Raw genomic sequence first — 12673 nt, 5'->3', positions numbered from 1 at the left:
CGTCAGCGCACCTCCGCGGACTCCCAAAGGCGGCGCGCCAGCCGACCGGCCTCGAGGACGGCAGGCCAAGCGACCACGGCGAGCAGACAGCCGTCCGTGAGGGCGCGCGTCAGCGGAACGAGCAGCAACGGCACCTGCGTCCAACTCGCGAGCATCCAGCAGCCCGCGGCGATCCCGATGATGCACCCGAGATGCCGCAGTGCCGTGGAACCGGCCCGACGGGCGATCACCACGCCGATGGCGAGCGCGAGGACCGGCCCGAGCATGTGCGCAACCGACACCGACCAGTACACGGCCATCGGTTCCACATCGACAGCCATGCGACCAACCACCTGAACTGCCAGGGCACCGAGCGTCCAGCCCACGATCCGGTCTCCACGCCAGCTGAGCACGCCCCCGATCAGCAGCAGCACGATGCTCGCACCCGCCAACACGGCGGACGAGCCGGCCATCGGACTCTCGAAGAAGATGCGGGTGAAGTCATCGGCTGCCTGGATCGTCACTCCGAGAGCCCCGAGCGCCCCGGCGCTTCGTCCGATCGACACGATGCGCATCAGTCCTCCGCTCCAGACCGGAGCAGGTCGTCGTGCCGTGACATGGCTGTTCGACACACCTGTTTCCACGCGGGGCCGCGCTCGGACAGCATCGATGGCCATCGCGCCTCGTCGTCCTCCGCACGGAGGAGCGCCAGATCACGCTGGTCCAACGACGCTCGCACGGCCTCGCCGACGCCAGAGAACGCCCGGTCGTAGTACGCGCCGTCCGTCTCCGTCACCCGCTCACCGCGGATCGCACGGACGGCCTCGTCGAACGTGTACTGGGAGCAGTTGGTCAGGAACTCCTGCTGCGCCGTCGGGGCAGGGGCGGATGTCGACGACGACCGCACCTCGGGATCCTCGCGAGGCGGATCGACCTGGGAGATCAGATCGCGCGGTCCGACGACGAACCAGTTCACGCCGCGCCGGGCTCCGCGTCCGTCCACGAGAGCGTCAGCCCATGACGGGAGGATCTGGTCGACGGACCGGCTGCTGCCGTACACACGAACGGAGACCGTGTCGGCCGCGTCCACGCAGTCGTAGCCACGCATCGAGTCCCAGAACGTCAAGTCGTCCTGGTAGTCGTCCCGGTCCTCACAGGGGAGCCCCGCAATGAGCACATCGGCAAGACGCTGCTGCGAAACGGTCTCGATGATCCGGGCGCTTTCCGTCGCCGGGCGGACGGTTGTGGTGGTCCGGGGCGTTCGGGTCGTCGTCGGGTCGGGAGCACCGCACCCGGTCGCGGCGACCGCGACGGCGCAAGCGCCCACCCAGATGAGCGAGCGCCTGCGCCGACGTGTCGCGATCAGCCCCACTGCACGCCCGCGACGCCCGAAGCAGTCATTCCCCGGATCTGCTTCGATGCCGCAACGTTGCCCCAGTTGATGACCACGCCACGGCGACCGGTCCCGCATCCCGACGCGGTCCACGTCGTCTGCGCACGAGCGTTGAAGCCCTTGCTCCACACGCAGACCCCGACCCGGCCTTGGTCGCGGTACCAGCTGTACGTGACCTTCGTCTTCGTGCTCGATCCGATGATGCTGCAACCAGACACGGACGCGAGCATCTTCGGAATCGCCGTGAACGCGCGGTCATGGCAGGGATTCTTCCGGCTGATCGAGTTCCCGTCCTCGTCGACCCGGGTCGCGTTCGCGGGGTCGAAGGTCGGGTCGACGACCACGTTGTCGGGAACGGCCGACCATGGGTCAGGTTCGGCCGCGACCGCCGGGCCGGCTGCCAGCAACGGTGAGACCACCGCGGCGACCGCGGCGACGACCAGCATTTGCTTCATGGTGTGCTGCACTGCACACCCCCCTCTCAGTCAGACAACCGCTCTGGTTGCCGCTGCAAGGTATATCAATGTGGTGACTGATATTACAAGTCCAGCTGGTCCGCGCTCGGTGCCGGCACGAACCGCGGCCCGTCGTACCCGTCACGGGTCACGTGCGCCGTGAAGTCCGCGAGCGTGCGGACCCAGTGCCCCCGCTCGCCGTACAGCGCCTGGTAGACGACGACCGGTTCCTCGGTCTCGACGTCACGGGCGACGAGCAGCACCTCGTAGTCGTTGCCCTTGAAGTGGCGGTACCGGCCAGGAGTCACGTCGTCGCTCACACCCGCGATGCTAGGGCCGGCTGGCAGAGCGCTCCTACACTCGGGCCATGACCGAGCACGCTCGAACGGACCGCGGCCTCGACCGACTCGTCAACTTCTCGGACGCCACCGTCGCCATCGCGATCACGCTCCTGATCCTGCCGCTGGTCGACATCGCCAGTGACCTGCGCGACGGCGAGGGCGCGGGCGACCTGCTCAGAGCGCACTGGCCTGCCCTGCTCGAGTTCCTCATCACGTTCTGGTTGATCTCGCGGTTCTGGATCCTCCATCACCAGGTGTTCGAGCACGTCCGCTCCTACAACGCCCGGGTCATGCAGCTGAACTTCGTGTGGCTCATCAGCATCGTGTTCCTGCCCTTCGCGGCGAACCTGCTCAACAGCGGCGAGAACGACGACCGTGTGGCACACGCGCTCTACCTCGGCAGCATGGTCGTGACGAGCCTGGCGCTCACCGGCATCGAACTCGTGCTGCGCCGGAACCCGGAGTTGCTCGCCACACCGCTGGGCGACTCGGCGCGGGGACTCATCGCCGCCGGCCTGCTGTCGCTCGCCCTGATCCTGTCGGTGGTGTTCCCGAACATCGGTCTGCTCTGGGCCCTGCTCCTCGTGCTGCAGGGCACGGTCGCACGGCTGCTCCGCCGAGTCTGATCGCGGTACGGTCAGCGCATGGGACTGGGGGACGCGGAGACCGTACTGGCACGCAAGAACGCGAACTTCGTCATCGACGAAGCGGCAGCGGATGCCGGCCTCGTCCGTTCGATCGCAGCACCCGGCCGGTTCGGGATGCGCCGTCACGAAGCCGCTGGAGGCCGGCTCACCCTGACCCCCGCGGTCCTCTGGTTCCGCGCGCACCCGTTCAACGTCGTCCGGCCGACGTTCGGCATCCCGCTCGACTCGATCGCCGAGCTCCACGACACCTCGCGCAACGTCTCGCGGCAGATGCAGGTCGTCCTGCAGGACGGGCAGCGGCTGACGTTCGTCATCTGGGGCGTCCGGGCGTTCATCGAGCGGATCGACCAGGCGCGCGCCGCGCTCTGACGACACGCGAGCCCACCCGCGTCACGTCGCCGGTCCACCGCGTCCGGCGACCGCCGCGCCGCCCTAGGGGTCGATCCCGGTCATTTGAATAGTATGCCTATTCTAGGCGCCGCCGACCGGCCGCCCGGCCGGTCGGTCGGACCTCCGGACGCGAGCCCCTCCACGATCGTCCGACCGCTCCGAGACCGTCACGTTCGGTCACGTTCACCCCTGGACGCACCAGAACGACGTACCGTCGCGGCATGACCGTCATCGTGGCCGTCGCCGTCCTGGTGGGAGTCCTCGCACTCGCCACCGTGATCGGCCTGCTCCTGCGCTCGAGGACGGGCCGAGCGATTCCGCAGACCGGCCGTGCGCGCAGCACCCACGCCAGCCCCGACCGCACCGTCGCCGACATCGCTCCCCCGACCGCCTTCGGCACCCGCGCCACCCTCGTCCAGTTCTCCACGCCGACCTGCGCCCGCTGCCCGGCGACGGCCCGCCAGCTCGACGCCCTCGCAGCGCAGCACGCCGGCGTCGAACGGCTCGAGATCGACCTCGCCGAGCACCCGCACCTCGCCACCCGCTTCAACGTCCTGCAGACCCCCACGGTCCTGCTCGTCGACGGCGCCCGTGCCGTTCGCACCCGCTTCGGAGGCCCACCCCGGCCGCCGGAGCTCGCCGCAGCCCTCGACACCGTCCTCACCGGCCCACAGGAGTCCCGATGACCACCGCCCCCGACAATGCAGGCATCGACCCGCGCTCCCCGCGCTTCGGTGCCGCGATCACCACGGTCCTGCTCGCGCTGACGATCGTCCTCACGCTGATCCCCGCGACGTGGGTCGTCGGCATCGTCCTGCTCGCGGCCATCGTGGTGCTCTTCGCCATCGGCGGCATCGCCGGCATCCGCCGCCACCCCTACGGCGCGATCTTCCGTCGCTTCGTCCGGCCGCGGCTCGCCCCGCCCGCCGAGCTCGAGGCTCCCGAACCCCCGACCTTCGCCCAGCAGGTCGGCCTGTTCGTGACCGCGGTCGCGCTGCTCCTCGCCGTGCTCGGCGTGCCGTACGCGGCCCCGATCGGAGCCGCCGTCGCCCTGATCGCCGCGTTCCTCAACGCCGTCTTCGACGTCTGCATCGGGTGCTTGCTCTACGTGTGGCTGGTCCGCGCAGGCGTCTTCCGTCCGCGACGCGGCATCGCCTGACGGCGGTCGACCGGGAGGCCCGGCTCACCTCCGACTCGCCCGGCGGCGGAGGCTCCCCCCACGGCAGCCTCCGACGCCGGGTCGGTCAGACGGCGAGCGCCTGCTCACTGAGCGCGACGAGGTCGTCCGCGCGCAGGTTCGGCCAGCCGTGCAGCAGCTCCCGCCACTGGGCCGGCAACGACGACGCCCCGTACAGCGCACCTGCAAGGCCACCGGCGATCGCGGCGACCGTGTCGGTGTCGTTGCCGGTGCGCACTGCGCGGACCAGGGCATCCTCGAGCGAGGAGCTCTGCTTGACCGCGGCGTAGGCGGCCTGCAGCGCGGACACCACCCACCCGTTCGACTCCGTGAAGTCCACCGGCTCCGAGTGCTCGGCCGTGACGATCCGGTCCACCCACAGTCGGCGACGGTCGAGGTCGAGCAGGTCGATCCCACGCAGGACGTCGAGCTCGCCGGTCAGCACCGCGTGCCGGATCGCCACGCACCAGAGCACGCACGCGTCCCCCGCGTCGGACTCGTAGTGCGTCAGGTCGCTGATCGCGCGAGCCGCAGCCGCGAGCCGCTCCTCTTCACCGACGTCACCGCGCAGGTACGCGAGCACCAACGGTGCGGTCCGCATCAGCGACCCGTTGCCGGCGGAGCGGCCCTTGACCTCGTGCTCCCGCCGGGCCGCAGCCCGCGCGACGGAGGCGATCCGCGCCTCCAGACCGGTCAACACGTTGCGCGTCTGGATGCCGACGTCGGGCGCGTTGACCGACCACGCTGCCCAGGCGGCCACCAGGCCGTCGAGGGCTGGCTCCGACGCCGGGTCGCCGCCGCGGGCGACCGTGCGGAGGATCGGAACCGCCATGCTCGTGTCGTCGGTCCACTCCCCCGGCGCCCAGCCGAAGGAGCCGCCGCCGGTCATCGTGATCGGGGTCGGCGCGGGCACTGCCGGTCGGAACTCGTACCCGGCGCCGAGGGCGTCGCCGGCGGCGGAGCCGAGAACGGCGCCGACTGCCCGGTCGTGGATCTGCGGGGTGGTCATGTGGACCTCCGGATCGGGTTTGCGCGGAATTGAGTAAAACCGATCCTGCACCACTCCCCACGTTTACGCAAGTGTGCGTAAACTCGCCAACGTGACCGATGAGTACCGCGACGCGAGCGGCCGACGACTGACGGACTACCCGCGACCATCCGTCGCCGTGGACACCGCCGTGCTGACCGTCCCCGTGGGCGGGCCGCTGTCCGTCGTGCAGGTGCGCGATGCGTCCGAGGGTGACTGGCGGTTGCCCGGGACGTTCGTGCACGAGGGCGAGCTGCTGGCGGACGCGGTGCTGCGGTCGCTCTCCACCAAGGCGGGCGTGACGGGGCTCGCACCGCAGCAGCTGCACGTGTTCGACGACCCGGCACGAGACGACCGCGGGTGGGTGCTGTCGGTGGCACACCTCGACGTGGTGCCGGCTCGTGCTCTGGACCTGGACGAACCCCAGGTGCGACTCACGCCGGTGACCACGGCGCGCGGGATGGTGCACGGGCACGACGACATCCTCGAGTTCGCGGTCGCTCGGCTCCGGTCCGTCTCCATCGACGCACCGGATCCACACGGGTTGCTCGACGAGCCGTTCACGATGTCGGAGTTGCGGCAGCTGCACGAGGCAGTCCTCGGCGAGCACCTGCTGCCGGACTCGTTCCGGCGAGCGATGCTGCCGAAGCTGGTCGCGACGGACACGAAGCGGGCGGACGGGCCGGGGAAGCCGGCGACGCGGTACCGGCGGGGATGACGGAGCCGGTCGGCCGCCAGGGCGACCGCCCAGGTTCGCGTCCGCCGCTCATCGAGTGAGCAGAAAACGTCGAGTCCGCTGCGGCGACTCGACGTTTTCTGCTCACTGAACGCGCGAGCCCCGCCGCGCAGCCACCGCGCCACCCGTAACACGCAATTTACTTTCACCGCTAGCGCTCGCGTACGAAAGACGCTTTCATAGCGGGATGACGATCACCGAGCGGGTCGAGCGCGCCGACGCCTTCGCCCTCGTCCGCACCCAGTCGGCCACGATGCCGTCGAGCATGCGCGCCATCGCCGACGCCGTCCTCGAGGACCCGGCAGCCGCAGCCACCACGAACGCCGCCGAGCTCGCCGGCCGCGCAGGCGTCTCCCCCGCCACCGTCTCCCGCTTCGCCCAGCACCTCGGCTTCGCGAACTTCGCCGGCCTGCAGCGCAGCATGACCCGGGCCGTGGAGCGCGGCATCCACGAGCGCGAGCACACCGAGATCCACGCCGGGGTCGCCGTCGACGACGACGTCGCCACCGTGATCGCGAAGGTCACCGAGGACGTCCGCGCCGTGATGGCCGACACCCGTGCCGCGCTCGACCCGCACGCCCTCGAAGCAGCGGCCGCAGCCGTGAGCGAAGCCCGCCGGGTCGTCCTGTACGGCGTCGGCGCGAGCGGCATCGTCGCGCGGGACCTGCACCTCAAGCTCGAACGCATCGGCATCGTGAGCTCGATCGCCGACGACCCGCACAACGCCCTGACCCTCGCGAGCGTCATCGGCGAGCACGACGTCCTGGTGCTCGTCAGCCACTCGGGTTCCACCACCGAGACCCTCGAGGTCGCCCACGCCGCCGCAGCCCAGCGGTCGACGATCGTCGCCATCACCGGCCACGCCAATGCCCCGCTCGCCACCACGGCCCACCACGTCCTGCTCGGTGTCGCCGGTGCAGAGAGCGCCCTCCGACCCGCCGCCATGGGCAGCCGCATGAGCCAACTCGCCATCGTCGACGCCCTGTTCATCGTCGTCGCGCAGCGCACCGACGAGCGGTCCCAGCCGCTCCTCGCCCGCAGCCGCGATGCCGTCCGCACCCACCACCGGAACTGAGCACCACCATGACCCACGCCCACGACGCCCTCCGCGACGAACTCGCAGCCCTCACCACCGAGGCGACCGACCACTCGCTGGACGACATCGACACGATCTCCACGCTGGAAGCTGCCCAGCGCATGAACGCCGGAGACCGCAGCGTGCCCGCGGCACTGGAGCCGTGCCTCCCGGCCATCGCCCTGGCGGCAGACTCGATCGCCGCAGCGTTCGCGCGCGGCGGCAGACTCGTCTACGTCGGCGCCGGCACGCCGGGCCGGCTCGGCGTCCTCGACGCCAGTGAGTGCCCGCCCACCTTCGGCACCGACCCGAGCCAGGTGGTGGGGCTCATCGCCGGCGGCGACGTCGCCCTGACCACCGCCGTCGAGGGCGCGGAGGACGACGAAGCAGCGGCCGTCCGCGACCTCGACGGGCTCGGCCTGACGGCCGACGACGTGGTCGTCGGGATCAGCGCGTCCGGCAGGACGCCCTACGTGATCGCAGCCATCCTGGAGGCCCGGCGCCGCTCCGCCTTGTCGGTCTCCGTCGCGTGCAACCCCGACTCGGCCGCGGGGCGGGAGGCGGACATCGCCATCGACGTCGTCGTCGGCCCCGAGTTCATCGCCGGCTCGACCCGCCTGAAGGCGGGCACCGCGCAGAAGCTCGTGCTGAACATGCTCACCACGCTCGCGATGGTGCGCAGCCACAAGACCTACGGCAACCGCATGGTCGACGTGCGCGCGACGAACGCGAAGCTCGTCGCCCGGGCGTTCTCGCTCGTGCAGGACGTCACCGGCGCTGCTTCCGCCGACGTGCAGGCGGCGCTCGACGCCTCGGACGGCGAGGTGAAGACCGCCATCGCCGTGATCCTGACCGGTGCGTCGGCTGCTTCGGCCCGTGAGCGCCTCGTCGCTGCTTCCGGTTCCTTGCGCGCAGTCATCTCCTGACCCGTTCTCCCTTCCTCTCTTCCGTTTCCTTTCCCCCGAGGAGCACAGCAATGCCCGATGCACAGCAACTCGCCCAGCAGATCCTCGACTCCGTCGGAGGCTCCGCGAACATCGCCGACGTCGAGAACTGCATGACCCGACTCCGGGTCGAGGTTTCGTCTCCCGCGTCGGTCGACCTGCCGGCGCTCCAGGCCACCGACGGCGTCATGGCCGCCATCGCGGCCGGCTCGAACCTGCAGATCGTGCTCGGCCCGGGTCTCGTCGACCGCGTGGCCGACGACCTGGAGGCCCTGCGCGCGGCCGCCCCGGCGGCTGCGGCTGGTGGGGCTGGCGCGTCCAGTGCCGCAGGTGCGTCTGGTGCGTCGCCTGAGGAGCTCGCTGCTCGCGGTGCGTCCATCAAGGCGACCGCGCGATCCCGTTCCGACGGCCGCACCATGCGCGCGATCCGGAAGATCTCCGCGATCTTCATCCCGCTCATCCCCGCACTGATCGCCTGTGGGCTGATCGCCGGGATCAACGGCATCCTGACGAACCTCGGGTGGGTGCCCGGCGTGACGCCGTTCCTCGGCGTGCTCTCGTCCGGCTTCCTCTCGCTGCTCGCCGTCTTCGTCGGCATGAACGCCGCGAAGGAGTTCGGCGGCACGCCCATCCTCGGTGGTGCGGTCGGCGGCATCATCGTCGCGGCCGGTGTCGCGAACGTCACGGTGTTCGGCGAGACCCTGGCTCCCGGGCAGGGCGGCGTGCTCGGCGCGATGGCCGGCGGCATCCTCGCCGCCTACGTCGAGCGCTTCATGCGGCGCGTGACTCCGGACGTCATTGCGCTCATCGTCGTGCCGACCGTGACCGTGCTGGTCGCCGGGTCGGTGACGCTGGGGATCCTGATGTCCGTCGCCGGTGTCGTCTCGGTCGCGATCGGTACTGCTGCGACCTGGCTGCTCGCGAACGGCGGAGCCTTCGCCGGCTTCGTCCTCGGAGGACTCTTCCTGCCGCTCGTCATGACCGGCATGCACCAAGGACTCATCCCGATCCACACCACCCTGATCGACCAGACCGGGTGGACCGTACTGCTGCCCGTGCTGGCGATGGGTGGTGCCGGGCAGATCGGTGCGTGCATCGCGCTGTGGGTGCGGTTCCGGTCGAACGCTTCGCTGGTGCGGACCATCCGCGGTGCGCTGCCGGCTGGGTTCCTCGGCGTCGGAGAGCCCCTGATCTACGGCGTGACGCTCCCGCTCGGTCGGCCGTTCATCACCGCCTGCATCGGTGGGGCGTTCGGTGGCGGCGTCGTCGGGCTGTTCGACCAGCTCGGGCACTCCGTCGGGGCGATCGCTATCGGGGCCTCGGACCTGTCCTTGATCCCGCTGCTGAACGGCTCGTCCGGGTACGGGTGGGCGTTGCTCGGGTACGGGTCGGGGCTCGTGGTGGCGTACGTCGTCGGGTTCGTGGCAACGCTGCTGTTCGGGGTCTCCGCGTCGGTGCGGGCTGATCTGGAGGCACAGTCGTCTGCGCCGTCCGGCGACCCCGTCGCTCCGGACGCCCCGCTCGAGGTGCAGGTCACGCCGGCTGACTCCGTGGGAGCTGCACGCTGATGCGGTTGGGCGCGAGCGCGTACCTGGCGCACGGTCCGCTGGCTGGTCCGACGTTCGAGGCCGCCGCGGCCGCGGGTGCGAAGCTCGCGTTCACCTCGTTGCACATCCCGGAGGATTCCCCTTCGGGTGCCCGAGCCGCTGCGACCGCGATCGTGTCGGCTGCTGCGTCTTCGGGGTTGTCCGTCTTCGCCGATGTCTCCCCCAGCACCGCCCGGTTGCTCGGTGATTCACCGTGGGAGCTCCTGCGGTCGATCGGAGTGGCGCGGGCGCGGATCGACTTCGGGTTCTCGGTCCCTGAGATCCTCTCGATCGCTGCCGTCCTGCCGATCGCCCTCAACGCGAGCACGCTGCGGGCCGCCGACCTGGCGCCGTTCGCTGACCTGGACGTCGAGCTGATCCACAACTTCTACCCGCGTGAGTGGACCGGGCTGGCGTTGTCCTCCGTCGCGGCGTCGGTGTCAGTCGCCCGCCAGTTCGGTTGGCGTGTCGGTGCGTTCATCGCGGGCGACTCGGTCCGCCGAGGGCCGCTCAGTGAAGGGCTGCCGACCGTCGAGCAGCACCGGAACATGTCGCCGTTGTTCCAGGCTGTGGCGCTCGTCGATGCTGGCGTAAACGATGTGTACGTCGCGGATCCGGCGCTGACCGATCAGTCGTGGTCGCGGTTGAGGTCGCTTTTCCGGGACGACGTGGTCGTGATCGACGGCACTGCGGCGCCGGAGGTGCGTCCGGCGGTCATCGAGGCATTGGCGGTCCCCGATCGGAACCGCCCCGATGCTGCCGAGGCGATGATCCGGCTGGAGCACTCGCGGGAGCGCTTCGCCGGGTTGCCGCTGCCCGAGGTCGGTGGACAACCGAGGCCGGCAGGTTCGGTCACCGTGCAGTTGGCGTCGTCGGGGAGATACTGCGGGGAGGTCGCGATCACGTTGCGGGACTTGCCAGCTGACGATCGTGTCGCCGTCCTCGGAACACTCACCGTGCCCTCGCCGGAGGTGGGAGACCAGTCGCTCACAATCGTCCTCGGCTGACTCCGATTCCACTCATCCTCGCGCCAACCCCGCGAGGCGCCGATCTTCGACCAAGATTCCGGCAATGGAACACTGGGAAGCCGATGACGTGCGGCGACGACACATGGCCCGATTCGGTCGTCGCGACACGGCGCCCGAGCTGGCTGTTCGCCGCGAACTGCACCGACGTGGGCGTCGCTTCTTCGTCGACCGGCGGGTGAGCGCGCGTTGTCGGGTACGGCCTGACCTCGTCTTCCCTCGCGCCAGGGTCGCGGTGTTCATCGATGGCTGCTTCTGGCACTACTGCGAGGAGCACACCCACCTCCCCAAGGCGAACGCGGCGCTCTGGCGCGAGAAGCTGCTCGCCAATCGGCGCAGGGATGTCGCGAACACCGCTGTGCTCCAGTCGGAGGGCTGGCGCGTGGTCAGGGTGTGGGAGCACGACGACGTACGTGAGGCGGCGGACTCGATCGAACTCGAGCTCGCCCGTTGGACGTCGATCGTCGGCCGTTGAGCAGGTAGAACTGGGTTGTGAAGACCATAGAAGTGGTTGCGGCAGTGGCAGTTCGCGAGGACGGCACGATGCTCGCCTGCAGACGCGCGGCAGGACGAAATTCAGCCGGCCTGTGGGAGTTCCCTGGCGGAAAGGTCGAGTACGGCGAGTCGCCACGCGATGCCCTCAGGCGCGAGATTCTCGAAGAGCTCGGAGTCGAGGGCGAGGTCGGCGATCTCATCACACGTGACGCCACGGTAGTCGGCGATGTCATGATCGACCTCGCGTGCTACCGGATGTCGTTCAGGACCGCGGAGCCAAGTAGAAGCACGGACCACGACGCGTTGCGCTGGGTGCCCTCTGCTGAGCTCTCGACACTCAATTGGGCACTCCCCGATCTTCCCGCCGTCAGCCTCTTGCGTGGCGATCAGCCGAGGCCGTATTGACGGGCGGCGGCTTTCTGCCATCTTCGGTGGTACGCGAAGTACCGTTCCGTAGAAGAGCTCCACGCTCCGCAGGTTCGACCGACGACGGCTTCAACAGCGAGTTCGAGGTCAACGGTCATCGGTGTCCGGCGCGGCCCCCTTTCGATTGTCCCGTCGCGGGCCACCGTTACGTATCCGAGCTCGAACATCGAATCGCATCCCAAGGCACACGCGGCCATCACGATGTCCTCTCGGCTCCGCTCAGCATTCGTCGTGTCTGCTCGGCGCTTGATGTGCGCCGTCACGAGCATGGAAACAGGAAGGTCTCGCCCGCAGAGCGCGCAGTCGGCGATGAGCTCGTTCCCGAAGAGGCGCCGTCTCAGACGAGTCTGCTCACCGCGTACACTGACGACGACCTGCCTGTCTCCCCGGTAATCGAAGCCTGTCACTGATTCGACATCAGCAGGCCAGGACGGCATCTGCGCGGCATCGACACGCAGTCCCACCTCGTCCAGCAACCAGTCAGCGAGATCTCCGTCGACCTCGGACAGGTACGTCTGCTTGACCGCGCCCTTCTTGGAGAACGGCCAGCTCGTGATGTCTCGATCAGTTCGGAGCTCCAACGGAATGTCCGCGAGGGCGATCGGGTTCTCGAGAGCCTGGAGGTCGACGCGAAGGAGACGCCCGTCGGCTGACCAAGGCCTTGACTCAACGTCGAATGGCGGAGGCCCGTCGAACGCCGGTGCCAGGACACGGCTCCATCCCCGAATCGCCTTGCGCGAGTAGTGCATCACGACGTCGTCCGGTCTCGCCTCGAGCATCCGGTCCCAGTGCGCTTGAGACGTACCGACGTCCTGCCCAGAGCGGGGTCGGGACCGTTTCGGTGCCCAGAGGACTCCTGCACGCCGTTCTTCGTCGAAAGTCTGTCCCTGATTGACCCAAAAGACCCGCACGGTTCCCCGATCGCCCGTTTTGCTAACGCACGTGAGGATAACGAGCTCAAGGAGGAAGAACCAGTT

The 12673-nt window shown here is 69.5% G+C and carries 16 protein-coding genes; 11 read left to right on the top strand and 5 right to left on the bottom strand.

Annotated elements, in window-relative coordinates; genetic code table 11:
• Positions 1 to 2: 2 nt before the first annotated feature.
• The 3 genes from ACGH48_RS07585 to ACGH48_RS07575 form a co-directional block, all read right to left on the bottom strand.
• A complete protein-coding gene (locus ACGH48_RS07585; RefSeq protein ID WP_396290869.1) occupies positions 3 to 554 on the bottom strand; it encodes a hypothetical protein in 552 nt (183 codons plus the stop codon).
• Complete coding sequence (locus tag ACGH48_RS07580) at positions 554 to 1465, bottom strand: hypothetical protein (protein WP_396290868.1); 912 nt, start codon at positions 1463 to 1465, stop codon at positions 554 to 556. Before ACGH48_RS07580 ends, ACGH48_RS07585 begins: the two co-directional genes overlap by 1 nt.
• A 445-nt stretch (positions 1466 to 1910) precedes the next feature.
• Positions 1911 to 2147: a DUF1653 domain-containing protein gene (locus ACGH48_RS07575; RefSeq protein ID WP_396290866.1), complete on the bottom strand. Its 237-nt coding sequence runs from the start codon at positions 2145 to 2147 to the stop codon at positions 1911 to 1913.
• Between the two features lie 47 nt (positions 2148 to 2194).
• Between ACGH48_RS07575 and ACGH48_RS07570 the strand changes: the two genes are divergently transcribed.
• The 4 genes from ACGH48_RS07570 to ACGH48_RS07555 all read left to right on the top strand — a co-directional run bounded on the left by ACGH48_RS07570 (position 2195) and on the right by ACGH48_RS07555 (position 4364).
• Positions 2195 to 2794, top strand: a complete 600-nt coding sequence (locus tag ACGH48_RS07570; RefSeq protein ID WP_123313030.1) for a TMEM175 family protein — start codon at positions 2195 to 2197, stop codon at positions 2792 to 2794.
• An 18-nt stretch (positions 2795 to 2812) separates the two neighbouring features.
• Positions 2813 to 3184, top strand: a complete 372-nt coding sequence (locus ACGH48_RS07565) for a hypothetical protein (RefSeq protein WP_123313031.1) — start codon at positions 2813 to 2815, stop codon at positions 3182 to 3184.
• 242 nt (positions 3185 to 3426) lie between these two features.
• Positions 3427 to 3891 (top strand): thioredoxin family protein, encoded by a 465-nt coding sequence (locus tag ACGH48_RS07560; RefSeq protein WP_396290865.1) that lies wholly within the window; start codon positions 3427 to 3429, stop codon positions 3889 to 3891.
• Positions 3888 to 4364: a DUF4395 domain-containing protein gene (locus ACGH48_RS07555; RefSeq protein WP_123313033.1), complete on the top strand. Its 477-nt coding sequence runs from the start codon at positions 3888 to 3890 to the stop codon at positions 4362 to 4364. Before ACGH48_RS07560 ends, ACGH48_RS07555 begins: the two co-directional genes overlap by 4 nt.
• 85 nt (positions 4365 to 4449) lie before the next feature.
• On the opposite strand, the gene ACGH48_RS07550 is transcribed toward ACGH48_RS07555, so the two are convergent.
• Positions 4450 to 5391 carry an ADP-ribosylglycohydrolase family protein gene (locus tag ACGH48_RS07550; protein ID WP_396290863.1) on the bottom strand — a complete coding sequence of 314 codons (942 nt, stop codon included), beginning with the start codon at positions 5389 to 5391 and terminating at the stop codon, positions 4450 to 4452.
• Positions 5392 to 5482: 91 nt separating this feature from the next.
• On the opposite strand from ACGH48_RS07550, the gene ACGH48_RS07545 reads away from it, so the two are divergent.
• The 7 genes from ACGH48_RS07545 (at position 5483) to ACGH48_RS07515 (ending at position 11675) form a co-directional block, all read left to right on the top strand.
• The gene (locus ACGH48_RS07545) at positions 5483 to 6127 is read left to right on the top strand and encodes an NrtR DNA-binding winged helix domain-containing protein (RefSeq protein WP_396290862.1); all 645 of its coding nucleotides are present in this window, start codon (positions 5483 to 5485) and stop codon (positions 6125 to 6127) included.
• A 205-nt stretch (positions 6128 to 6332) separates the two neighbouring features.
• The gene (locus ACGH48_RS07540; RefSeq protein ID WP_396290861.1) at positions 6333 to 7220 is read left to right on the top strand and encodes a MurR/RpiR family transcriptional regulator; all 888 of its coding nucleotides are present in this window, start codon (positions 6333 to 6335) and stop codon (positions 7218 to 7220) included.
• Between the two features lie 8 nt (positions 7221 to 7228).
• Complete coding sequence (murQ, locus tag ACGH48_RS07535; protein WP_396290860.1) at positions 7229 to 8146, top strand: N-acetylmuramic acid 6-phosphate etherase; 918 nt, start codon at positions 7229 to 7231, stop codon at positions 8144 to 8146.
• Between the two features lie 50 nt (positions 8147 to 8196).
• A complete protein-coding gene (locus ACGH48_RS07530; RefSeq protein ID WP_396290859.1) occupies positions 8197 to 9732 on the top strand; it encodes a PTS transporter subunit EIIC in 1536 nt (511 codons plus the stop codon).
• Between the two features lie 5 nt (positions 9733 to 9737).
• Positions 9738 to 10757: a MupG family TIM beta-alpha barrel fold protein gene (locus ACGH48_RS07525; protein ID WP_396290858.1), complete on the top strand. Its 1020-nt coding sequence runs from the start codon at positions 9738 to 9740 to the stop codon at positions 10755 to 10757.
• Positions 10758 to 10821: 64 nt separating this feature from the next.
• Complete coding sequence (gene vsr, locus ACGH48_RS07520; RefSeq protein ID WP_396290857.1) at positions 10822 to 11250, top strand: DNA mismatch endonuclease Vsr; 429 nt, start codon at positions 10822 to 10824, stop codon at positions 11248 to 11250.
• A 17-nt stretch (positions 11251 to 11267) separates the two neighbouring features.
• Positions 11268 to 11675, top strand: coding sequence for a (deoxy)nucleoside triphosphate pyrophosphohydrolase (locus ACGH48_RS07515; protein WP_396290856.1), 408 nt, complete (start codon positions 11268 to 11270; stop codon positions 11673 to 11675).
• Here the strand turns inward: ACGH48_RS07515 and ACGH48_RS07510 are convergent.
• The gene (locus ACGH48_RS07510; RefSeq protein WP_396290854.1) at positions 11657 to 12445 is read right to left on the bottom strand and encodes a hypothetical protein; all 789 of its coding nucleotides are present in this window, start codon (positions 12443 to 12445) and stop codon (positions 11657 to 11659) included. The two genes, ACGH48_RS07515 and ACGH48_RS07510, sit on opposite strands and share 19 nt — an antisense overlap.
• Positions 12446 to 12673 lie beyond the last annotated feature (228 nt).

This window comes from Curtobacterium pomorum, assembly GCF_044497295.1.
GTDB lineage: Bacteria > Actinomycetota > Actinomycetes > Actinomycetales > Microbacteriaceae > Curtobacterium.
This window is presented reverse-complemented; position numbering and strand designations above follow the sequence as displayed.

Bases quoted from the DNA above. Each gene is read 5' to 3' on its own strand.
- vsr (WP_396290857.1), top strand. From the start codon at position 10,822: ATGGAACACTGGGAAGCCGATGACGTGCGGCGACGACACATGGCCCGA.
- ACGH48_RS07565 (WP_123313031.1), top strand. From the start codon at position 2,813: ATGGGACTGGGGGACGCGGAGACCGTACTGGCACGCAAGAACGCGAAC.
- ACGH48_RS07560 (WP_396290865.1), top strand. From the start codon at position 3,427: ATGACCGTCATCGTGGCCGTCGCCGTCCTGGTGGGAGTCCTCGCACTC.
- ACGH48_RS07510 (WP_396290854.1), bottom strand. From the start codon at position 12,445: ATGCACTACTCGCGCAAGGCGATTCGGGGATGGAGCCGTGTCCTGGCA.
- ACGH48_RS07585 (WP_396290869.1), bottom strand. From the start codon at position 554: ATGCGCATCGTGTCGATCGGACGAAGCGCCGGGGCGCTCGGGGCTCTC.
- ACGH48_RS07570 (WP_123313030.1), top strand. From the start codon at position 2,195: ATGACCGAGCACGCTCGAACGGACCGCGGCCTCGACCGACTCGTCAAC.
- ACGH48_RS07540 (WP_396290861.1), top strand. From the start codon at position 6,333: ATGACGATCACCGAGCGGGTCGAGCGCGCCGACGCCTTCGCCCTCGTC.
- murQ (WP_396290860.1), top strand. From the start codon at position 7,229: ATGACCCACGCCCACGACGCCCTCCGCGACGAACTCGCAGCCCTCACC.
- ACGH48_RS07555 (WP_123313033.1), top strand. From the start codon at position 3,888: ATGACCACCGCCCCCGACAATGCAGGCATCGACCCGCGCTCCCCGCGC.
- ACGH48_RS07550 (WP_396290863.1), bottom strand. From the start codon at position 5,391: ATGACCACCCCGCAGATCCACGACCGGGCAGTCGGCGCCGTTCTCGGC.
- ACGH48_RS07530 (WP_396290859.1), top strand. From the start codon at position 8,197: ATGCCCGATGCACAGCAACTCGCCCAGCAGATCCTCGACTCCGTCGGA.